At 38.3% G+C, this 22,380-nt stretch carries 20 protein-coding genes; 14 read left to right on the top strand and 6 right to left on the bottom strand.

All coding sequences use genetic code 11. The features are described 5' to 3' along the window. Positions 1–53 precede the first annotated feature (53 nt). Together LQV35_RS06315 and LQV35_RS06310 are read left to right on the top strand one after the other, a co-directional pair. A complete protein-coding gene (locus LQV35_RS06315) occupies positions 54–2,159 on the top strand; it encodes a dynamin family protein (RefSeq protein ID WP_230057031.1) in 2,106 nt (701 codons plus the stop codon). Continuing rightward, complete coding sequence (locus tag LQV35_RS06310; protein WP_230057030.1) at positions 2,152–3,996, top strand: dynamin family protein; 1,845 nt, start codon at positions 2,152–2,154, stop codon at positions 3,994–3,996. The genes LQV35_RS06315 and LQV35_RS06310 overlap by 8 nt, the downstream gene beginning before the upstream one ends. A gap of 5 nt (positions 3,997–4,001) precedes the next feature. Here LQV35_RS06310 and LQV35_RS09100 read toward each other — a convergent pair whose 3' ends face one another. After that, the gene (locus tag LQV35_RS09100) at positions 4,002–4,247 is read right to left on the bottom strand and encodes a SelT/SelW/SelH family (seleno)protein (protein WP_268250095.1); all 246 of its coding nucleotides are present in this window, start codon (positions 4,245–4,247) and stop codon (positions 4,002–4,004) included. A gap of 94 nt (positions 4,248–4,341) precedes the next feature. Between LQV35_RS09100 and LQV35_RS06305 the strand changes: the two genes are divergently transcribed. The 6 genes from LQV35_RS06305 to dnaE all read left to right on the top strand — a co-directional run bounded on the left by LQV35_RS06305 (position 4,342) and on the right by dnaE (position 11,895). Next, complete coding sequence (locus LQV35_RS06305) at positions 4,342–4,899, top strand: DJ-1 family glyoxalase III (protein ID WP_230057029.1); 558 nt, start codon at positions 4,342–4,344, stop codon at positions 4,897–4,899. Positions 4,900–4,952: 53 nt separating this feature from the next. After that, the gene (locus LQV35_RS06300; protein WP_230057028.1) at positions 4,953–5,810 is read left to right on the top strand and encodes a phosphoribosylaminoimidazolesuccinocarboxamide synthase; all 858 of its coding nucleotides are present in this window, start codon (positions 4,953–4,955) and stop codon (positions 5,808–5,810) included. Between the two features lie 231 nt (positions 5,811–6,041). Beyond that, positions 6,042–6,287: an RNA recognition motif domain-containing protein gene (locus LQV35_RS06295; protein ID WP_230057027.1), complete on the top strand. Its 246-nt coding sequence runs from the start codon at positions 6,042–6,044 to the stop codon at positions 6,285–6,287. Between the two features lie 112 nt (positions 6,288–6,399). After that, positions 6,400–7,257: a glutamate--tRNA ligase family protein gene (locus tag LQV35_RS06290; RefSeq protein WP_230057026.1), complete on the top strand. Its 858-nt coding sequence runs from the start codon at positions 6,400–6,402 to the stop codon at positions 7,255–7,257. A gap of 79 nt (positions 7,258–7,336) precedes the next feature. Further along, entirely contained in the window at positions 7,337–8,212 is an 876-nt protein-coding gene (locus LQV35_RS06285) for a DMT family transporter (RefSeq protein WP_230057025.1), read from the top strand. 65 nt (positions 8,213–8,277) lie between these two features. Continuing rightward, the gene (dnaE, locus tag LQV35_RS06280; protein WP_230057024.1) at positions 8,278–11,895 is read left to right on the top strand and encodes a DNA polymerase III subunit alpha; all 3,618 of its coding nucleotides are present in this window, start codon (positions 8,278–8,280) and stop codon (positions 11,893–11,895) included. A 20-nt stretch (positions 11,896–11,915) separates the two neighbouring features. Here the strand turns inward: dnaE and LQV35_RS06275 are convergent, their stop codons facing one another. From LQV35_RS06275 to der, 5 genes are read right to left on the bottom strand one after another with little or no spacing between them, the layout of a single operon-like run. Continuing rightward, positions 11,916–14,288 (bottom strand): tetratricopeptide repeat protein, encoded by a 2,373-nt coding sequence (locus tag LQV35_RS06275; protein WP_230057023.1) that lies wholly within the window; start codon positions 14,286–14,288, stop codon positions 11,916–11,918. Continuing rightward, entirely contained in the window at positions 14,288–15,532 is a 1,245-nt protein-coding gene (gene serS, locus LQV35_RS06270) for a serine--tRNA ligase (protein ID WP_230057022.1), read from the bottom strand. Before serS ends, LQV35_RS06275 begins: the two co-directional genes overlap by 1 nt. Positions 15,533–15,544: 12 nt before the next feature. Beyond that, on the bottom strand, positions 15,545–16,507 hold the full coding sequence (gene trpS, locus LQV35_RS06265; RefSeq protein WP_230057021.1) for a tryptophan--tRNA ligase: 963 nt from the start codon (positions 16,505–16,507) through the stop codon (positions 15,545–15,547). Beyond that, a complete protein-coding gene (locus LQV35_RS06260) occupies positions 16,504–17,031 on the bottom strand; it encodes a shikimate kinase (protein WP_230057020.1) in 528 nt (175 codons plus the stop codon). Before LQV35_RS06260 ends, trpS begins: the two co-directional genes overlap by 4 nt. Next, entirely contained in the window at positions 17,021–18,418 is a 1,398-nt protein-coding gene (gene der, locus LQV35_RS06255; protein WP_230057019.1) for a ribosome biogenesis GTPase Der, read from the bottom strand. The genes LQV35_RS06260 and der overlap by 11 nt, the downstream gene beginning before the upstream one ends. 160 nt (positions 18,419–18,578) lie before the next feature. Between der and LQV35_RS06250 the strand changes: the two genes are divergently transcribed. The 6 genes from LQV35_RS06250 (at position 18,579) to pyrF (ending at position 22,334) form a co-directional block, all read left to right on the top strand. After that, positions 18,579–19,004 (top strand): desulfoferrodoxin family protein, encoded by a 426-nt coding sequence (locus LQV35_RS06250; RefSeq protein WP_230057018.1) that lies wholly within the window; start codon positions 18,579–18,581, stop codon positions 19,002–19,004. 88 nt (positions 19,005–19,092) lie between these two features. Next, positions 19,093–19,986: a DMT family transporter gene (locus LQV35_RS06245; protein WP_268250094.1), complete on the top strand. Its 894-nt coding sequence runs from the start codon at positions 19,093–19,095 to the stop codon at positions 19,984–19,986. Continuing rightward, positions 19,986–20,786, top strand: a complete 801-nt coding sequence (gene kdsA, locus LQV35_RS06240; protein ID WP_230057017.1) for a 3-deoxy-8-phosphooctulonate synthase — start codon at positions 19,986–19,988, stop codon at positions 20,784–20,786. The genes LQV35_RS06245 and kdsA overlap by 1 nt, the downstream gene beginning before the upstream one ends. 3 nt (positions 20,787–20,789) lie before the next feature. Continuing rightward, positions 20,790–21,260: a 6,7-dimethyl-8-ribityllumazine synthase gene (gene ribH / locus LQV35_RS06235; RefSeq protein ID WP_230057016.1), complete on the top strand. Its 471-nt coding sequence runs from the start codon at positions 20,790–20,792 to the stop codon at positions 21,258–21,260. Position 21,261: 1 nt separating this feature from the next. Beyond that, positions 21,262–21,657, top strand: a complete 396-nt coding sequence (nusB, locus tag LQV35_RS06230) for a transcription antitermination factor NusB (RefSeq protein WP_230057015.1) — start codon at positions 21,262–21,264, stop codon at positions 21,655–21,657. Further along, positions 21,654–22,334, top strand: a complete 681-nt coding sequence (gene pyrF, locus LQV35_RS06225) for an orotidine-5'-phosphate decarboxylase (protein WP_230057014.1) — start codon at positions 21,654–21,656, stop codon at positions 22,332–22,334. The genes nusB and pyrF overlap by 4 nt, the downstream gene beginning before the upstream one ends. Positions 22,335–22,380: the final 46 nt, after the last annotated feature.

Raw genomic sequence — 22,380 nt, 5'->3', positions numbered from 1 at the left:
TTTTAAGCCAAAATGCTGTAAAATCGAAGCTAAATTAAAGTTAAGAGTGAGAAATGCGTGAGTTTTTAGATAGGTTTTGGCAGCATTCAAGGTTGGTTTTAGACAAAAATAAGTCTTTAAGTTTTGATGAAGAGCTTTTAGCTGTTGTATTAGCAACAAATGAAGAAAATTTTGATAGATTTATAACACTAAAAGAATTTAGGCAAATTTTACAAATGCTTAAACTAAGGGCTGATACTTTTAGTGTGCAAAGTGCACAAATATCGTCTTTAAACTATTTAAAGCAAGGCAAAATTTCTACAACAAAAATTATAAAATCGCTTGAAATTTTAGAAAAAGAGCTTATTTTAAAGAGTGAGGATTTTTTATATCTAAAAGAGCTTATAATGCAAATTTCAGACCAAAACGAAAAAACCAGCACGCAAGATACAAAAAATACAGACTTTTTTCACGATAAAAAAGAGAGACTAAATGTCCTTTATGAACAGCTGCTAAACAGTGCGAGTCATTGCCAAGAAAGGCTAAAAGAGCAAAAGCAAAAGATAGATGAGTTAAAATTTACAGTCGTGGTTACTGGGGTCATAAACGCTGGTAAATCAAGCCTACTAAATGCTCTTTTGGGCAAAAAGATACTAGGCACTTCAAATGTTCCAGAAACTGTAAATTTAACCATTCTAACGCACTCACATAAGCCATTTGCTAAAGTCAGTTTTTGGAGCGAGAGCGAGCTAAATGAGCTTGGTATAATCCCAAAAATTAGCCACAAACAAGCTGAAATTTGCATTGATACCAACGAGTTAAAAAACTATACTTCAGCCAAAAATGATCTAAGCGAGCTTGTAAAATGCGTAACCTTATACGAAGATCTTGATCTTGTGCGAGATAACATCTGTATCGTTGATACGCCCGGCATTGATGATGCTGTATTTTTAAGAGAGCAGCTCGTGCGTGAATATATGAGCGAGTGTGATATGATGGTACATCTTATGAATGCAAGCCAAAGCGCAAGCAAAAAGGATATCGAATTTTTATTGCACTCTATCAAAAATTCTCACATCGCTCACCTTTGCATAGTCCTAACCCACTCTGATATGCTTGCAGAAAAAGAGCTAAGCGAAGTGGCAAATTATACTTTAAAAAGTATTCATAATGCACTAAAAGAAGCTAATCTTGAGGAAATTTCAAAGAGTTTAAACATCTTTGTTGTGAGCTCAAAAAGATTTGAAGAAGGTAAAAATAATAGTGGCGTGCAAGAATTTAAAGCATTTTTATATGAGACATTTTTTGGAGAAGATAACCAAAAAGCAAGCCTGGCGATAAAAGTATATCAAAACGAATTAAGCCAAATTTGTGCATTTGAGCTAGCTAAGATCGAGGAAAAACTGCTCATCTTGCTTAGTTCAAGTAACGAAGTAAAAGAGAAAATTCTGCGTTCAAGTAAACTTTTAAACCAGCTTGAAACCCATAGTAAAAAAATAGATGAACTAGCAAAAACAGAGCTTGCAAAGCTTGACATTAACGCACTTGACGCTAGTTTTAAGACTGCTTTAACACAGCTTGGTACAAATACTAAAGATAGACTTTTAAATGAAGTTGCCTATGCTAAAAAAAGTGGCAAGATGGATATAAAAAGAGCAAACTACATACTACAAACTGCTCTAAATGATGGCATTTTAGCTCTTGCTCGTCAAAAACGCAACGAGATACTAGCTCTCATAAACTCATGCACTCAAACTCTGATGTTAAATTTTACCGAACTAAATTTACAAAACCAAAGCGTCATTTTTAACATAGGCGAATATATGACATCACAAAACATCAAGCTTAATTACGCAAAGTTGTTTGAAAAAATAGCAAAAACCATAAACACAAATGAGCTTGAAAGTGCACTAAATGCGGCATTAAGTGAATTTTTAGAAGATGAAAAGCTAAGTCATTTTGTATCAAATCTAGCAAATTTTGAAAAAGAGAAATTTAGAGCAAATTTAACCGCAAAACTAGACGAAGAGCTTGCCAGACAAAGGCAAAAGCTTCATGAACTAAATGAGTACTCAAGCTTACTTGCTAGACAAAATAATAAAATTTTACAATTAAGCGATGAGCTAAATGCAAAAAAGGTAAAATTTAGCGAAATTTTAAAGGAGTTAAAAGATGCTTAAAGACTTTGTAGATGCTTATAAAAGAGAGTATTTTAAGCTATTTTCTAATGACTTTTATGGTCAATTTAAGCGCTTTGAAAACGCTCTTTTAGAGCCTAAATTTCACCCCAGTTCTGAGCTTAAAAGTGAGTTAAAGCGCCTTGATGCTTTTATACAAGATCAAGTGAGTATAGCCATCATAGGACAGTTTTCAAGTGGAAAATCAACTTTTATAAACGCCCTTCTTGGAGCAGAAATTTTGCCAACTGGCGCAACACCAGTTACAGCAAAAATAACGCACATAAGATATGGCACGCAGCCTATTTTAAGAGTTCACTATAAAAACGGAAGCCAAACGCTAAATGATATAAGTGAGATAGCAAATTTTGTCGATCAGCGTGTATTTAACGCGGATATAAACGAGCTTTGTATCTATGCACCAAGCGAGATTTTAAAGCATGTAAATTTTATAGACACTCCTGGATTAAACTCGCTTTCAAAAGATGATACAGAAGCTACAAAAGGTATTTTAAATAATGTTTGTGCGGTCATTTGGCTAAGCCTTATCGATAATGCCGCAAGGGCAAGCGAGTTAGATGAGCTAAGACTTTTAAAGGATAAAAGCGCAATTTGCGTGCTAAATCAGATGGATAAACTCAACAAGACCGAGATCAATCGTGCTTTATCACACGCAAAAACAACTTACAACAACAGCTTTAGCGCCATTATCCCACTTTCAGCAAAGCAAGCTATAAGCGCCATCTTATCAAACGATCAAGCACTTTTAGAGCACTCAAATTTCAATGAAGTTTTAAAACAAATAAAGATAAATTTTCAAAATGATGAACTAAAGCAAAATTTTATCCTTAAAAAATGTCAAGAGCTAACCACGCTTTGTGCTAGCCAGCACGACGAGATAGCAAACATACATGACAAAGCAGCACAAATTTTAAATAAATTTGATGAAAACTTAAAAGCAAACCTTCAAAACATAAAGGGTGAGTTTTTGCCAAAGGTAGAGCTTGCTTTTAAAGAGATAAAAGAGGTTGCAAAAGAGGTTTCAGACGAAATTCTATCAAGTCTAAAACCAAAAACCATGACACGGTTTCAAAGCCAAAAAACTCTACTAAACTCCAAAAAAATAACCCCTCTTACATATGAAGTTTTAACTCTTGATAGTGATGAAATTTTCTCAAAACTGATCTATAATGATGTGAAATTTACTAAATTTTTACGAAGCTATAAGCGTGAAATCGCATTGCTTGAAGCAGAGTTAAAGAAAAAAATAGATGAGCTATACGATAAGCTTTCGTATGAATTTATGGTGTATAAGTCTGAGTTTGAAAATATCAGAAAAAGTGCTAGCATATACTCAGATATAGAATTTGCGACACTTAGAACGCAGTCTGGGCAAGTTTATGAGCTATATTTGCGTGAGTTTGAGCTTGCAAAGATAGCCAAAATCCAAAAACTATCAATGTTTTTTGAAAAGTTGAATCTAAAAGTCGTCGCAAATTATGAAAATGCGATAAAAATAACCGTCTATTTTTTCAAGGATAAGATAGAAAATGCGCGTATCTCGCATGAAAAAGACCCTTTGCATTTTGCTCTTTTTATCCCGAGTGCAAATGAGACTTATGAGCGAGTTTTGACATCATTAAATTTGTATGAGTTTGAAAATGAGATGCTCTCTCAAAGCTCTTTTTTAAACAGGGCTTTAGCCGAGCTACAAGACCAATACCACGATATTTGCAAGCAAAAACTAAAAGAGATAAAAGAGCTAAAACTAAGACACGAGAAGTTAAAAGATGAGTTTTTAAAGATAGAGTTTAAATTTGGGGCAAATGCCCCAAAATAAGCTTATTAAGCGACTTTTGCCTTAATAAGGCGAGTTATCTCGTCGCCATGTGGGAAACGAGGCTCACTGGTTCCTATAAGATCTTTTTTAGAGAAGACAACCTCTCCATCAACCTCAACGATGAAATTTCCGCCGTCACCAATGACCTTCTCAACCTTGACACCATCGAAATTTTTAACAAGTTCATCTTCTACCCGAGAAGCTACAGGACGATAGTTTCAAGAGTTGCAGTAAGTGATTTTTACTTGCATCTTGCATCCTTTCTGCTTTTATAGCAGGTATATTTTATCCAAAATTTAATAAATAATTCTATAATACTAGAACAAATCTACAAAAGGAGCGATGATGAAAAAAGTTGCGCTATTTTTAGCTGATGGTTTTGAAGAGATCGAGGCTTTAAGTGTCGTTGATATTTTGCGTAGAGCCGAAATTTCCATAGTTTGCGTATCGCTTGATGATAGCGAACTAGTGCGCGGGGCACATGATATTTATGTTAAAAGTGAGTTAAGTTTTAGCCAGTTTAAGCCAAACGAATTTGATGCTATCATCCTTCCTGGTGGGCTTCCTGGTGCTTTTAATCTAGCTAAAAACAAAAAATTACTTGAAATTTTAAGAGAATTTGATAAAGCTAATAAGATGATAGCAGCTATCTGTGCCGCACCTATGGTCTTAGCAGAAGCAGGAGTTTTAAAGACAAAATTTACTTGCTATCCTGGCTTTGAAAGCAACATAAAATGCGAAAATACAAGCTATACAGCTGAGACAAATGTCATAAAAGAAGCCAACATTATCACATCTTGCGGGCCAGCTACGGCTATGGAATTTGCTCTATTTTTAGTAAAAGAGCTTTGTGGTGATGAGAAGTTTAAGAGTCTAAAAAGTGACTTACTTTTTAAAAACTAAGCAAATAAATGCTATAATCAGCCTACAAAATCACGCAAAAAGGGGATAAAACGATGCAATTTGCTCTTAAAAAAATTTATTCAGGAAAGGTTCGAGATCTTTACGAGATCGATGAAAAGCGTATGTTAATGGTAGCAAGCGATCGCTTGTCAGCATTTGATGTTATCCTTGATGATCCGATCCCAAAAAAGGGCGAGATCTTAACGCAAATTTCAAATTTTTGGTTTAAAAAACTATCACATATAATGCCAAACCACTTCACTGGTGAAAGCGTATATGATGTGTTGCCAAAAGAGCAAGCAGACGCCATAAAAGATAGAGCTGTAGTCGTAAAACGCCTAACACCACTAAAAATCGAGTCTATCGTGCGTGGTTACCTAACTGGCAGTGGATTAAAAGATTATAAAAAAACTGGTATGGTCTGTGGCATTAAGTTAGAAGATGGACTTGTTGAAGCTAGCAAACTGCCTGAGCCGATATTTACGCCATCAAGTAAGGCAGAGGTCGGAGAGCATGATGAAAATATCACTTATGCACAGTGCGAGAAGCTTATAGGCGCTGATATGGCAGCAAAAGTGCGTGAAGTATCTCTTGAGCTATATAAAGAAGCCGCGCAGTACGCACTAAGTCGTGATATAATTATCTGTGATACAAAATTTGAGTTTGGTCTTGATGAAAATGGCACACTAACACTAATGGATGAGGTTTTAACGCCTGACTCTAGTCGTTTTTGGTCTGTTAGCACATATGAAGTAGGAGTCAATCCTCCATCATTTGATAAGCAATTTATCCGCGACTGGCTTGAGGCTAGTGGATGGAACAAGCAAGCTCCAGCACCAAAAATCCCAGATGAAATCATTGCAAAAACAGCCGCAAAATATCAAGAGGCACTTGACCTACTTACAAAATAATTTAACCACACAAGCCGTTTTGTATCTTTAACAAAACGGCTAGCCACTTCAGTTATGCATATTTTTTCAAAATTTTTCAATAAATATCTTAAAAATTTAAACTGACAAAAGCGCTAAATCTGGGCAATTTTTAAAAAATTTAAGAATTTATCTAAAATTTTGCTTTTTTTTACGAAAATTTAGCTATCATTAAGGCAACCGATTTTTCGGAAAATTTTTTAAGGATTTCTTGTGAATATTTATGTTGGGAATTTGTCATATCGCATGACAGACGCAGAACTTAGGGAGGCGTTTGTGCCATTTGGTGAGGTAAAACGCGCTAAGATTGTTATGGATCGTGAAACAAACCGCTCAAAAGGCTTTGGTTTTGTTGAGATGGACGATGACGCAGCGGCTCAAAAAGCCATAGATGCGTTAAATGGTCAAGATGTTGGCGGTCGCGCTCTAAGAGTAAATGAGGCTCGCCCAAGAGACTAATTCCCTGCCGTCTTAGGACGGCTTTGCTTTTTTTTTGAGATAAGTTTTTGATAACTTCTAAAGGCTTATCTGAGAAATTTCTCCTTTTTCTTTTTTGTATTTTAGGCTTTTTATGATAAAACAAAACTCCAAAGTTATTTCAAGGATAGCTCCTACCCCAAGTGGCTACTTGCACACTGGAAATGCCCTAAATTTCATACTAACTTATCTATACACAAAAGCACAAAATGGCACTTTACACCTTCGTATTGATGATTATGACGCACAAAGATGTAAAGATGAGTATATACAAAATATCTTTGATACGCTCGAGTTTTTAGGGATAAACTATGACTTTGGAGCAAAGAGTGTGAGTGAATTTTGGCAAAAATTTAGCTTTACTCATCGTATGCAAAGCTACAAAATAGCGCTAAAAAGCCTAAAACTAAACCATGAAACCTACGCTTGCCAGTGCTCAAGAAACACCACAAATGCCTATAAAAACGGCATATACACAAAAATTTGCAAAGACAAAAATTTAAACTTTGCAAAAGATAAAACAGCTATTAGAATTTGCATAGATGAGACAAGCGAGCTTGGCGCAGTGGTGGCAAGCCAGATGGGCGATCTTATACTTTGGAAAAAAGACAACACACCTTCATATAATTTTGCCAGTGTCGTTGATGATGAGCTTTTAGGTGTAAATTTACTCGTTCGTGGTGCCGATCTAAAAGAGTGCTCTAATGCACAGCTTTATATAGCAAAAAGGCTAAATTTAGCCTTTGTAAATGCGAATTTCATACACCATGAGTTAATTAGTCAAAATAGCAAAAAGCTCTCAAAAAGTCACGGCGCACCAGCTATAAATTTATGCCAAAAGCCACAACCCTACTATCTACTTGCAGCAAAAAGTCTTGGCCTAAAACAAACCTGTGCCAGCAGTTTGGAAAACCTACTAAACGAATTTGTGATAAATTTTAATCTTTTGTAATGCGCATTTCACGCACTTTAGTCTAAAATCAGAAAAAATTTATATAATACCGCCTTTTAATAAATATAAGGCAAAAAAAATGAAAATAAGTGAAAATAGAGCAGACATAGGCATGATATTTGTTGCCATCGCCTTTGGGCTTGGCTACCTACCAACATCGTGGGCGATAGCTACAAATGGAGTATTTTCGGTACTTTTTTGGCGTTTTTTACTAGCAGCACTGATAGCTGGAGTAATATTTTTAAAAACACTAAAAACCGCAAGCGTAGATGATATTAAATTTGGCGTTATTTTAGGGCTATTTTTATTTGTTGGTTTTGTAAGCCAAACATTTGCATTTAGGCACGCCGCAAGCTCTTCAGTAGCCTTTATCATAGGACTTAATGTAGCTCTCGTGCCATTTATAGCAAGTGCGCTTTTTAAGCATAAAATTTACTCCTACGCCTATATCGGGATCGTGCTTGCCATCATCGGTCTTTATCTTATCGGTAACACGCAAGTAGGCTTTGGGCTTGGCGAAGTGCTTGCACTTGTGTGTGCGACGGCCTACTCTTTTCACATCGTGCTTACAAATCGCTTCGTACAAAACTGCAATCTCGTAAACATGGTATATTTTGAAATTTTAACACTAGTTTTTCTTTGCGCGGTTGCCATAGGCTTTTTTGATGGGGAAAATTTTGTGCCAAATATAGATAAAAACTTTATCATTTGTATGCTTATAGTTGGTGTTTTAGGTACGGCATTTGCATTTTTTGCACAAGCTTTAATGCAAAAATTTACAACCCCTGTAAAAACAGCGATATTTTTTACCCTTGAGCCAGTTACGGCTGGAGTTATGGGGTATTTTGTCGGAGCAGAACATCTAAGCGGCTATCAAATTTTGGGTGCTGGCTTTATCTTGCTTGGAGTTTTAGTAAGCGAAATAGGCTCATTTTTAAAGGCAAGAAAAAGCTAGCATAAAAAATAAAGCACCTTAAAAGAGAAAATTTGCTAAAATTTTGTCATTAAAAAAGGAATAAAATGAGCGAATTTACACATCTGCATCTACACACAGAGTACTCTTTGCTAGATGGTGCAAACAAAATAAAAGAGCTTGCAAAAACGCTAAAAGCTCAAGATGTAAAAAGTGTTGCGATAACTGATCATGGAAATATGTTTGGAGCTATTGACTTTTATCAAACGATGAAAAAAGAGGGTATAAAGCCCATCATTGGTATCGAAGCATATATCCATAACGGCGACGAGATAGGCGATAAAAGCACAAAACAACGCTTTCACCTTATACTTCTTGCCAAAAATGAGGTTGGCTATAAAAATTTAATGTTTTTAAGCTCACAAAGCTATATCGACGGCTTTTACTACTATCCTCGCATAAACAAAAAACTACTAAAAGAGCATAGTGAAGGCATAGTTTGCACGGCTGCATGCTTACAAGGCGAAGTGAGCTGGCATCTAAATTTGACCAGATTTGATAGAAAAACAAAGCAAAAAGTGAAAAAAGAAGGCGCTGGTGGCTATGCAAAAGCACTTGAAGTTGCGCTTGAGTATAAAGAAATTTTTGGCGATGACTTCTATCTTGAGATCATGCGTCACGGCATAGGAGATCAGCGAAATATAGATGATGATATACTTCGCATAGCAAAAGAGACTGGCATTAAAGTCATCGCAACAAACGATACGCACTATACTTTTAAAGAGAGAGCCGATGCACACGAAGTTTTTATGTGTATCGCGATGAACAACAACCTTGATGACCCAAACAGGCTTAAGCACAGCGTTCATGAGTTTTATGTCAAGACAAAAGAGCAGATGAACAAGCTGTTTTTAGATATACCAGAAGCTATAGAAAATACTCAAGAGATTGCAAATAAGTGCAATCTAACGCTCAAGCTTGGCAACCCTACTCCACCAAATTTTAAATTTACTATCGAATACGCAAAAGAGCGTGGACTTGAGCTTCCCGAGCCAAATAATCGATACAGCTTTAAAAACGATGCTGCATTTTTTGAATTTGAATGCAAAAAAGGTCTTGAAGAGCGACTAAAATTTGTCCCTGAACAACATCACGATGAGTACAAAAAACGCCTTGAAACCGAGATAAAGATCATAAATAAGATGAATTTCCCAGGCTATATGATAATCGTTTGGGACTTTATCAATGAAGCTAAAAAACGCGGCGTACCAGTGGGTCCGGGCAGAGGCTCTGCAGCTGGCTCTCTTGTTGCCTACTCGCTTAGAATAACAGACTTAGATCCCATACCTTATAACCTACTTTTTGAGAGATTTCTAAATCCAGAGCGCGTAAGCATGCCAGATATTGATGTTGATTTTTGCCAGACTAGACGAGGCGAGATAATCGACTATGTTACCGAAAAATATGGAAAATTTAATGTCGCGGGTGTTATAACCTTTGGTAAATTGCTAGCAAAAGGTGTTATAAGAGATGTTGCAAGGGTTTGTGGCATGCCTTATGCTGAGGCCGATGCTATGGCAAAACTAATACCAGATGAGCTTGGCATAACGCTAAAAGATGCTTTTGAAAAAGAGCCAAAGATAAACGAACTTATATCACGCGACTCAAATGCTGCTAGAGTTTGGAAATTTGCGCTTGATCTTGAAGGACTTAACCGTAATGCTGGTCAGCACGCAGCTGGAGTGGTTATCTCAAATGAAGAGTTATGGTATAAAACACCTCTATTTCGCCAGCCAAACAGCCCAGAAGATCACTATGTAACACAGTATAGTTTAAAATATCTTGAAGATGTTGATCTGATAAAATTTGACTTTTTGGGGCTAAAAACACTAACTGTTATCGATAATGCTATAAAGCTTATCAAAGCTCGCACAGGAAAAGAAATAGTCTGGGAAAATATCGATAAAAACGATACTGGAGTATATAAGATGATACAAAGTGGCGATGCTATCGGTATATTTCAGATAGAAAGTGAAGGCATGCGAAAGCTAGGAACTAGCCTAAAGCCAGACTGTTTTGAAGATATTGTCGCGATGTTAGCACTTTATCGCCCAGGACCTATGGAGAGCGGTATGCTTGATGACTTTGTCGCCAGAAAACATGGACGAGCGCCGATAACATACGCATTTGCGGAGCTTGAGCCCATCCTTAGTCCAACTTACGGCGTCATAGTGTATCAAGAGCAAGTCATGCAGATAGTGCAAAAGATAGGCGGTTTTAGCCTTGGTGGTGCGGATCTTGTGCGCCGTGCCATGGGTAAAAAAGACCCTGAGTTGCTTAAACAACAAAAGGATTTATTTGTCCAAGGTTCAGTAAAAATGGGCTTTAATGCACAAAAGGCGGGCGATCTTTTTGACCTTATCTTAAAATTTGCAGGATATGGCTTTAACAAATCTCACTCCGCCGCATACGCATATGTGACATTTCAAACAGCTTTTTTAAAAGCTTACTATCCGGCTGAGTTTATGGCAGCTCTTTTAACTAGCGAAGAAAATAACACCGATAAAATCGTACGCTACATAGATGAAAGCAAGCGCCTTAAAATAGATGTTTTAGCCCCTCATATAAATCACTCAGCAAAAGAATTTAGCGTTGTTAATATAGATAACAAAGCCAAGATAGTCTTTGGATTTGGAGCTATAAAAGGAGTTGGTGGCGCTGCGATAGAGAACATAAGAAGCGAACGAGAAACAGCTGGAGCATTTAAAAATTTAGATGACTTTGTATCAAGAGTTGATCCATTTAAAGTAAACAAAAAAGTGGTTGAAAGCCTTATAAAATCAGGCGCCTTTGATGTTTTTGAACTTACTAGAATGAGCCTGATAAACAACATAGAAAATATCTTAGAGGCTTGCAAAAACGCATCCACGCTTCGCAAAAATGCAAAGGAAAGCCTATTTGGCGAAGATGAAAACATGAGCGATGTAAAGGTAAATCTGATACCAACCACTGCTGAGTTTAGCAAAAAAGAGATACTAAAATTTGAGCAAGAGAGCGTTGGTATCTATCTTTCTGGGCATCCACTTGATGATTATAAAGAGCAAATTTCAAAGATAAACTACACACAAAGTTCAGAGTTTGAAAATCTTGCTCAAAGCTCTGAAATCATGGTTGTTGGTAAGATAGAGGATTTTAGTACTCGCATTACAAAAAGCGGCAAAAAGATGGGGACTATAAATTTGCTTGACTTTCATGGCAATATCGAGATAGCGGTCTTTTCAAACGAACTAGACGGAGTTGAAGAAATCTTTAAAGATAGTGCAAAACGCGAACTTCCTTATGCTTTTATCGTAAATTTACGCCGAGATGATCAGTTTTCAAACATTAGCCTGCGTTCATTTATGAGCCTTGAAGAGGCAGCAGGCGCTGACTTTAAAGCAAAAGAGATAAAACAAAGAAACTACTCAAAATTTGAGAAAAAACAGCAAGAAGTAGCCAAAAAAGCTATTAGTGAATATACGGTCTTAGAGCTTGTTTTAAACCTTGAAACACTTAGTCGTGACATCATCACACAACTTTATTTACTAAGTCAAAAAGAAAGCAATGAACAAAACACCAAACGCCTTGTCATAAAGATAAAAAAGAGCGAGCAAACATACATCTATGATACAAATTTTATCGTAAATGATGACTTTATCGCCAAAGCACAAAGCCTAGCAAGCTAAAACATATGAGCCTAGAAACATCATCTAGGCTCATTTATAATCTCAAAATCATAAAATTCGTTCTTATGGCTTGTGTTACCGACCTTTTTATACTGTATGATAGCAGCATCTAAGTTGTTTATCTGCTGATATAAAAAGCCAAGTGCTACACGGTTTTCTATCGCGCTTGGATCGGTTAAATTTGTAAGTTCTAATAGTGCAATAGCGTTATTTGGGCTATTTGCACCAGTTGCCGCGACCGAAGCTAGAAATAAAGTTGCCGCGTCATCTTGCTTAAATTCATCAATCAGTCTATTATAAATTTTAAAACTCTCATCAAATTCGTTAGTAAAAATTTGTAAATAAGCAAGCGTTGTGAGCAAATTTGCATTCATAGGAGCACTTTTTAATCGCTCTTTTATCTTATCGCGCTCATAAAAAAGCAAGCCTGAAATTTGCAGTAAGTTTATGTATTGCTTTTTAATAATACTAACCCCATGATAAAACGCGCTCTCATCAAGCTCTCTACCCTTAAAATATAGCTGTATAGCCTGTGCATAGGACTTTATGTCGCCATTATCTTTGTTGTTTGCGATAAAATTTAAAATATGAGCAACCATATCTTTTGGTAAAATTTGAGTGAGCTTTGCCGTTTTTTGCTGCATTATATCATCAAATCCAGCTATCTTAGCAATGATAATATCAAAAGCTAAATTTAGCGTAGTGTCCTCTTTTTGCTCCTCTAAATATCGTATCATCGAAGCTTGGTTTGAATTTACTAAAGCTAAAAGCGCGGCATACAAATTTTCATTCGGGATATTATTTTGAGACTCTAAATTTTCACTTATGGCTTCTATAAATTTTGGATTTAGCGAGTTAGTTACATCGGTTGAGATGATATGAAAGATGCCTGCTAAGTAGTTGTTTTGATCCAGATGATAGCTTGTTAAAAAGTGCTTTGCGGCAAGACTAAAGTTTCCAAGCTGGGCATAAGTAAGAGCTAGATTATACTGAAGTATAGAGTGCTCTGGGTAGGTTTGAGCCAAGATACTAAACTCAGCATTTGCTGCTTTTAGCTCGTAATTTAGGGCTTTTGCTATAGCACTTGAAAGTTTTGAATTTACTTCTGAGACATTTAGGCTGTTTTGTAAATATCCGCTCGCTCCATTTGTATCATCTAAAAAGAGACTCACTCCACCCTTTCGTATCTGATTCATAGTCTGTTTAGCGTCAAAAACCTTATAAGGCGCAAAATAAAACAGCGTCTCGTATCGGCGAGTTTTATTAAAAAACATATCATCTTTAAAGTGTGCTTGTGCCATATTTACATCAAAAAGCTCTGGGCTTAGTCTGGCTTTTATCTTATAAATCGAGCTTGGCAGGCTTGCATTTACATCCTTAACCTCTCCTATAAAATTTGCAGCATCAGCGTAAAAGCCGGTTTTTAGGTCTATTATCGCTGCTGTCATCTTGATAAGATCTGGCTGAGTTGTGTTTTTAACAGCCTTTGCCAGATAATCCCTAGCCTTGTCAAATTTCGCCTCATTTGCATAAAGCTGTGCTAGAGTGATATTTGAGTTTAGGCTATCTTGCTTTTCAAGACGCTTTATCGCATCTTCATTTCTACCAAGAGCGGTTAAAATTTTTGCTGCAAGATAGTCATATCTATCTTTGTAATACTCACTACTAGGGTGCTCTAAAGCATGCAAAGCCTCTATATAGTTGCCTTTATAGTAGTGAATAAGCGCGTAATAGTAGTGATAAAGCGGGGATGATGTCTCGTTTTGCAAAAATGAGTGCGCAAGGTCTATGTAGTAGTCAAACTGCTGTTCATCGCCTAGCTCTAGCGAGCAAACAGCGGCATTTATAGCGCTAACACTTGTATTTTCGCGATTAGCTATTGCTTTGGCAAACGAGCCTACAGCATCTTTGAAATTTTCTTGCTTCATCTGAGATACGCCAAGATTGTAGTTTGAAAGAGCTTGATTATAAGCTGCGATACTTTCATAAATTTTTAGTGCTTCAAATTTATCGCCCTTTTCATAAAGCAAATTTGCCTTATTTATCATATCATCTATCTTTGAAGCTCCAAAGTCTTGTGTTTTTGGACGCTCTTCAATGCGCTGTATAAGCTCACCAACGCCATCTTTTGACTTATCTTTTTTTAGTAAAACCACAAGTAAAATGACGATAATCAAAAGCACAAGCAAGCCTATGCCGCCAAAAATCATAATTTTTTTCTTATCAAGTCCCTTTTTGGGTGGCTCGATAACGACCTGATCTTCAGGTTGCTCTTCTTGTTGTGCAGTAAGCTCATCTAACGATACTATCTCTTCAGACTTTGCACCATCATCATCTAGCGCCTCACCAGGAGGACGAAGAACTAAGACCTCTTCTTCGTTATTTTCAGCCACTACATATACCTTTTAAGCACTTCTGGGATTGCTATAGAGCCATCTTTTTGCTGGTAGTTTTCCATAATAGCGATAAGGGTTCTTCCAACAGCTAGACTTGAGCCATTTAGAGTATGCACTAAGGCATTTTTTTTATCCTCTTTGAAGCGAATTTTAGCCCGTCTTGCTTGAAAATCTCTCGTGTTTGAGATAGAGCTTATCTCGCGGTATTTGCCCTGTCCTGGTAGCCAAACTTCAAGATCGACCGTCTTTGCCGCACTAAATCCAAGATCGCCACTACAAAGTAGCATATGGCGGTGCGGTAAGCCAAGCGATGTGAGTAAGTCGCTCGCGCACGCTATCATCTCGTCTAAAACTTGCTCGCTTTGCTCTGGCTTTGTTATACTTACAAGCTCGACCTTTTCAAACTGGTGCTGGCGTATCATACCGCGCGTGTCACGTCCTGCAGATCCTGCTTCTTGGCGAAAGCACGCAGAGTAGCAAGTCATCTTGATAGGTAGGTTTTCGGCTGGGATTATCTCGTTATTATAGATGTTTGTTACTGGCACTTCGCTTGTTGGTATGAGATATAGATCTTCATCTCGCACCTTGTAAAGATCCTCTTCAAATTTTGGTAGCTGTCCAGTGCCATAGAGAGTGTTTGAGCTAACTAAAAATGGCACATTCACAAGCTCAAAGCCACGCGCACTGTTAAAGTCGATCATGTAATTCACAAGTGCTCTGCTAAGCCTTGCACCATCTCCTCGTAAAATCGTAAATCTCGATCCTGAAATTTTCGCCCCTCGCTCAAAGTCAAGCCATCCAAGCGCCTCACCAAGCTCAAAATGCTCCTTTGGCGTAAAGTCAAATTTTGCTGGCTCTAGCACGGTTTTAAGGCAGACATTATCATCTTCATCAGCCCCAAACGGAACATCATCATCGGTGATATTTGGCACATTTGAAGCGATGTTATCAAGCTTAGTTTCTAGCTTTCGCACCACCTCGCTAGCCTTTGCTACAAGTTCTTTGTTCGCACTTAGCTCATCTTTTAGCGCGCTTACATCACCGCCACTTCTAGCTAAAATTCCAAGCTCCTTGCTTTTTGCATTTTGCACTGATTGCAAGGTTTCAAGCTCCTGGCGCTCCTTTTTTAAGGTGTTAAAAGTGTCTAGTAAATTTGCTAAAATTTCTTCATTTATCTTCTTGCCACGCAGTTTTGCGACAAATTCATCATAATTGCTTTCAAGTAGTTTTAAGTTTATCATCCTTACTCCTTTTTAGTATATCCCAGTTGCAGTTCTTACATTTTGAATTATAGGCATGGCGATTTTTTGGGCTTTCTTGGCTCCTTGGCTTAAAATTTGCTCGACCTCTTTTGGATTATTGCAGTAGTATTCAAATTTCTCTCTTGCGTCCTTAAAATGCTCCCAAACAAGCTCGTTTAGATACATTTTAAAATGTCCATGCCCCTCGCCGCCTCGCTCGTATCGCTCTTGCAACGCCCTTTGTCCGCTCTCATCCAAAAACAGCTTTGCGATGTTATAGACGTTGCAGTTTTGCCACTGTTTTGGCTCTTCAAGCGGTGTCGCATCAGTTACGATAGATGAGATTTGCTTTTTTAAGCTCTTTGCATCGCTAAAAATTTCTATCGTATTGCCATAGCTTTTACTCATTTTTGCACCATCAGTTCCGGGTACTGTAGCGACATTTTCAGCGACCTTGTGAGATGGTAGGTTTAAAATTTCTCCATGCTCGTTGTTAAACTTTATCGCAATGTCGCGAGCGATCTCAACGTGCTGGATCTGATCCTTGCCGACAGGCACAACATCAGCGCCAAATAGCAAAATATCAGCCGCCATCAGCACTGGATAGCTAAAAAGCCCGTGATTTGCATTTATGCCTTTTGCGGTTTTATCCTTGTAGCTGTGGGCGCGCTCAAGTAGTCCCATCGGGGTGTATTGGCTTAGCACCCAGTAAAGCTCAAGCACCTCTTTGACATCGCTTTGCACCCAAAATGTCGATTTTTCGGGATCAATTCCTAGTGCTAAAAACGCAGCTGCTGCTTCAAGCGTATTTTGGCGTAAAATTTTCGCCTCGCTCACCGAGGTCATCGCGTGGTAGTTTGCGATAAAGATAAACATCTCGCTATCATTTTGTGCATCCACCATCTGTTTAATCGAAGCAAAATAGTTTCCTAAGTGCAATTTCCCGCTTGGCTGAAGCCCTGTTAATACTCTCAATCTTTTTCCTTGTTTAATATTTTTTTGATCTCTTTTGCGATTTGTTTTATCGTTTTATTTTCGACATTTATGATGATGTCGGCCTTTTTTTCATAAATTTTTTCACGACTTTTATGTAGCTCTCTAGCCTTGTCTAAGTCGTTTAAAAGTGGCCTTTTGGCAAATTTTTTCTCAGCATTTTCGCTGTTTCTCATGCGCTCTATAATGCAGTCAAAGCTCGCCTTTAAATATATGACTTTACCGATCTTATTTAACCCCTTAACCATCGCAAAGCCACCGCCAGTTGAAATGATAGCATTTTTTAAATTTTTAGCTAAAAATTTGGCCAAATTCTTCTCCAATGCCCTAAAATGCGTCTCACCAAACTCACTGAAAATTTCCCTAATCTTCATATTTAGCGAGCTTTCTATCATATCATCAGTATCAACATTAAACCTATCCAAATTTTGCGCTAGCTCACGCGCTACGCTACCCTTGCCAGCACCCATAAATCCTATAAGTACGATATTGTGGCTACTCTTCATTTTCGCTCTCCTGTTGTGAATTTCGCCCGCGAGGGATTAGCACCACAGGGCTTCCATCTAGCTTAAATGCTTCGCGAAGTTTGTTATTTAAGTAGCGCTTGTAGCTAAAATGCAAGCACTTTGGTTTATTCATCACAAGGGCGATTTTAGGTGGTGCAAAGCCAAACTGCACGGCGTAGTAAATTTTAACGCTCTTGCCCTTGTCACGCGGTATCGGGTGGATTTTAGTCGCTTCGCCAATGACATCATTTAGTTTTGAAGTTTGTAGCTTTTGAGTAAAATTTGCATAGACTTCATTAATAAGACTATAAATTTTATGCACCCTTTTACCACCAAGTGCGCTCACACTTATAACTGGTGCATAAGCTAGGAATTTAAACCTATCCCTTATCTCAAAAACTAGCTTGTCAAACTCCCACTCACTTTTATCCCACTTATTTAGCACGATTATCGTAGCCAGCTCAAATTTACTCGCAAGCCCGCCGATACGCTCATCAAGCTCGTTTAGTGGCTCAGAACTATCAAGCACAAGCAATGCAACATCTGTATTTTCTAAAATTTTCTCAGTCCGATTTAGTGCGTATCGCTCGATACCTTCTATCTTGCCACGACGGCGAATGCCCGCGGTATCGACAAACTCATACACGCGTCCTTCGTGTTCGTAAATTTCATTTACTGGGTCTATCGTGGTGCCAGCTATATCGCTCACGACGGCTCTAGCGTCTTTTACAAGAGCATTTAAAAGGCTTGATTTTCCGACATTTACTCGTCCGATGATACCAACTTTTATATTTTTATTTTCGTAATCTATCTCTTTTTTGTCAAGATCTAGCTCACCCTCATCGTTAAATTCCTGCAAAAACTCATCAAAATCCTCACTCTCATCGGCTACGATCTTAGGAGCTTGTAAAAATTTTTCAATCCACTGCGTCAGCTCATCAACCCCTGTAGCATGACTTACAGAGATTGAAAACACGACTTTTGCACCAAACTGAGCAAATTCCCACGCTCGCTGCTCATCTTTTTTGCTATCAACTTTATTTATAACAAGAGCGGTTGGCTTTTTAAGCTTCAAAAGCTTGTAAAACAGCGCTCTATCCTCATCATCTGGCAACATCTTGCCATCAACCATATAGATGATGATGTCTGAGTTTTTAACTTCATTTAATGTCTTAGCCTTGACATTACGAAAAAGTTCACTACTATCATCAAGCCCGCCACTATCAATAAGCAAAAACTCTCGTCCGTCCAAATTTACAACGGCTTTATTTGTGTCACGAGTAGTTCCTGCTATGTCGCTTGTGATGGCGATACGCTGACGAGCCAAGCGGTTAAAAAGCGAGCTTTTCCCCACATTTGGTTTTCCAACTAATATAACTTTTTGCACATTTTTTCCTTATGTTATTATGCGTATTATACATTTAAAAGGCTTATTTTATTTATAAAGGATCAAAATTTTATAAATTTTCAAAAACAAAAATTTATTCAGCCAGTTATCAAAAAAGTTAGAATATAATAATACCGAACTTTTCACAAAGGAGAATAACATGAAAAGAAGAGATGCGTTAAAAGCTATAGTTGCTGCTGGTGTAGCGGTTAGTTCAGTTAGTGCGTATGATGAGAAGCTCATTACAAACAAAAACGACATAACACCAAAAGACCCACAAAATTTAACAGAATTTGAAGCAAAGCACCTACCTGACATAATGGTAAAAGATGCTGACGCAAAGGGCTTTACTCTTGTTGAAGTGACAGTCGGACAAAAAGAGATTATCCACCCAAGCGAAGCAAAGCACTGGATCTATGAGATCGAGCTTTTTGCAGATGACAAGCTTATCAGCAAAGCTTCACTTGAGCCTGAAATTTCTCGTGGCTTCTTAAGTGCAAGAGTTAATCTAAAAGATGTAAAAACACTAAAAGCCATCGCTCGCTGTAACTTGCATGGTAACTTTACACACACTATAACACTATAAAATGTGGGGCGCCCTGCCCCGCTTTTTCAAATTTCACTTTTATTAAGACTTTTTTTAGTAAAATTACCCTTTAAAACAAAGGTTAAATTTGCAACTTCGACGATTTATTTTACGCCACTTGGGTATTTACTATATGGTTATCGCTTCGATTTTATTTGCGACAACTGGGGCATTTGCGAAGGTTTTAAGTGCCTATATGCCAAGTATTGAGGTGGTGTTTTTTAGAAATTTGATTGGACTTTTTTTAGTTCTTTACCTACTTGCAAAACACAAGCCACATAACAAGGGTGGGAAATTTTGGCTGCTAATGTTTCGTGGGTTTATTGGGACTATGGCGCTTTTTGCCTTTTTTTATAATATCGCTCACATAAGCCTTGGTGCAGCTTTTACTTTTTCAAAAACTAGCCCTATTTTTACAGCTATAATCTCAGCACTTGTGTTTAAAGAGGCTTTAAGCCGAAAAGGATGGGGCGCGATATGTCTTGGATTTGTTGGAATTTTATTTATCATACAGCCAAATTTAGGTATCAGCAAAACTGACATCATAGGCATTTGGAGCGGTGTAGGTGCAGCACTTGCTTACACAAGCGTAAGGGAGCTAAACCGAAGTTATGATGCAAAAACCATCGTGCTTAGCTTTATGGCGTGGGGGTCGGCACTGCCTGTTTTGTTTATGATAATGGCTGAGTTTGTACAGTATGAGCCACTTGATTTTTTGCTTTCAAAATTTATAGCTCCGAGCCTTAAATCCTGGATTTTGATAGCTTGTATGGGCATTGCCGGGTATTATTTTCAAATTTATCTTACCAAGTCTTATGCTGTGGCAAAAAAGGCTGGCATAGTAGCAACTGTAAGCTATCTGGATGTCGTTTTTACGATAATAATTGGAGTTTTATTGGGCGATAGTTTGCCAAATTTAGCGGCATTTTTTGGTATAATGTTAGTTATTTTAAGTGGAATAATTGTAGTAAGGGAAAAATAATGATACTAATAGCAGGACCGTGCGCGATAGAGAGTGAAGAGCTTGTGATGGCAGTCGCTGAGCGGTTAGTGAAATTTAATGAAGATAGCAGAATAGATTTTTATTTTAAAAGCAGTTTTGATAAGGCAAATCGCACGAGCATTAGCTCATTTCGCGGCCCTGGGTTAGAAAAAGGCTGTGAAATTTTAGCCCGTGTGAAGGAAAAATTTGGCTTTAAGATAGTTACTGACATTCACGAAAGCTATCAAGCCACGCCCGTGGGCGAGGTGGCTGATGTGGTGCAAATCCCTGCGTTTTTGTGCCGTCAGACTGACTTGCTTGTAGCAGCTGCAAAGACAAAAGCGGTTGTAAATATCAAAAAAGGGCAGTTTTTAGCAGCATCGGCGATGAAACACAGCGTAAAAAAAGTGCTTGAAACGCGTGGCGTAAGTGGCGAGGGCTATGAAGCGGCTAGGCAAAACGGCGTTTGGCTATGTGAGAGAGGAAGTACGTTTGGGTATGGAAATTTAGTCGTAGATATGCGAAATTTAGTGCTTATGCGTGAGTTTGCCCCGGTCATTTTTGACGCAACGCATAGCGTGCAAATGCCATCAGCTTTAGGCGAAAAAAGTGGCGGGGATGCTAGATTTGTGCCTTATCTTGCAAGAGCTGCTGCAAGTGTTGGCGTGGATGGATTTTTTTATGAAACGCACATAAATCCTTGCGAGGCACTATGTGATGGGCCAAATATGCTCACGCTTGATGAGCTTGACAAAGTAGTCAAACAGACTATGGATATAGAAAATTTAATAAAAGGATAAAAAATGAACATAATTGAGGGAAATTTAGCCCTAACGGGTAAGGAAAAAGTGGCGATCATAAACGCTAGGTTTAACCACATCATCACAGATCGTTTGGTAGAGGGCGCAAGAGACGCGTTTTTACGCCACGGTGGCGATGAGAAAAACTTAAGCCTTATTTTAGTACCTGGTGCGTTTGAGATACCAATGGCGTTACAAAAGGCACTTGAGAGCGGTAAATTTGACGCGGTTTGCTGTGTGGGTGCGGTGATTCGCGGATCAACTCCACACTTTGACTACGTTTCAGCAGAAACCACAAAAGGCATAGCAAATGTAACGCTAAAATATGGCCTTCCAGTAACATTTGGCGTGCTAACGGTCGATAGTATCGAGCAAGCTATCGAGCGTGCGGGCAGTAAGGCTGGAAACAAGGGTTTTGAAGCGATGACTGGCGTTATAGAAATGCTAAGTCTTTATAGAAATTTAAAGGCATAAAATGGCAACAAGACATCAAGCACGCCAAGCCGTTGTATCACTGCTATACTCACATGAAATGAGCGGTGTTAGTGAGGAATTTTTAGAGGAATTTTTAAATGAAAGAAAGATACGCAATGAACGCCGAGAGGATGTGGTTCGCGCATTTAATGAAATTTTAGCCAAAAAAGATGCGATAGATCGCAAACTAAAAGAGTATCTAAAAGATGGCGATATCGAAAAAGTAGGTGTTGTTGAGCGTAACATACTAAGACTTGGTGTCTATGAGATGACGCTGGGAGAAGCAGATACGGCAGTCATCATCAACGAAGCTGTTGAGCTTGCAAAAGAGCTAACAAGTGATACATCTCCTAGGTTTATTAATGGTGTTTTAGGTGCGATAAAGGCTAGCAAGTGAAGCTTTGCGTAGCGCTTGATCTGCCAAGCCGTAACGAGAATTTAGTCCTGGTGCGCGAGCTATCTGGGCTTGATGTGTGGCTAAAGGTAGGGCTTCGCTCATTTTTGCGCGATGGGGCTGGAATTTTAAGTGAGCTAAAAGGTCTTGGCGGGTTTAAAATTTTTCTTGATTTAAAGCTACACGACATACCAAACACTATGGCTGACGCGGCAGAGGTCATAGCGGCTCTTGATGTCGATATGATCACGCTTCACGCAAGTGCTGGCGAGCGCGCGATGTGTGAGGTAATGTCTAGGCTAAATGCCCTATCCAAGCGACCACTCGTGCTAGCAGTCTCAGCTCTTACTAGCTTTAAAGCCGATGAGTTTAGCGCAGTTTATAACGATAGTGTCGAAAATGCGGTGAGAAAATTTAGCCTATCGGCACATAGGGCTGGGCTTGATGGTATGGTCTGCTCTGTGTTTGAAAGTGCGCTTATAAAAGATGTGACGAGTGATGAGTTTTTAACGCTAACGCCCGGGATTCGTCCATTTGGCGAGAGTACAAATGATCAAAGCAGAGTGGCAAGTCTTGATGACGCAAAGAGTGCAAAGAGCGACTTCATCGTGGTTGGTCGCCCGATATACAAGGCGCAAAATCCACGCGAAATAACCCAAAAAATTCTAGCGCAAATTTAGCCTATCTCTAGGCTAAACTCCGCTAATTTATCTTTATAAAACCTTC

The organism is Campylobacter suis, from assembly GCF_905120475.1.
In the GTDB taxonomy this organism is placed as follows: Bacteria; Campylobacterota; Campylobacteria; order Campylobacterales; family Campylobacteraceae; genus Campylobacter_A; species Campylobacter_A suis.
Note: the sequence above shows the minus strand (reverse complement) of the source record. Positions and strands in the feature narration are given on the sequence as shown.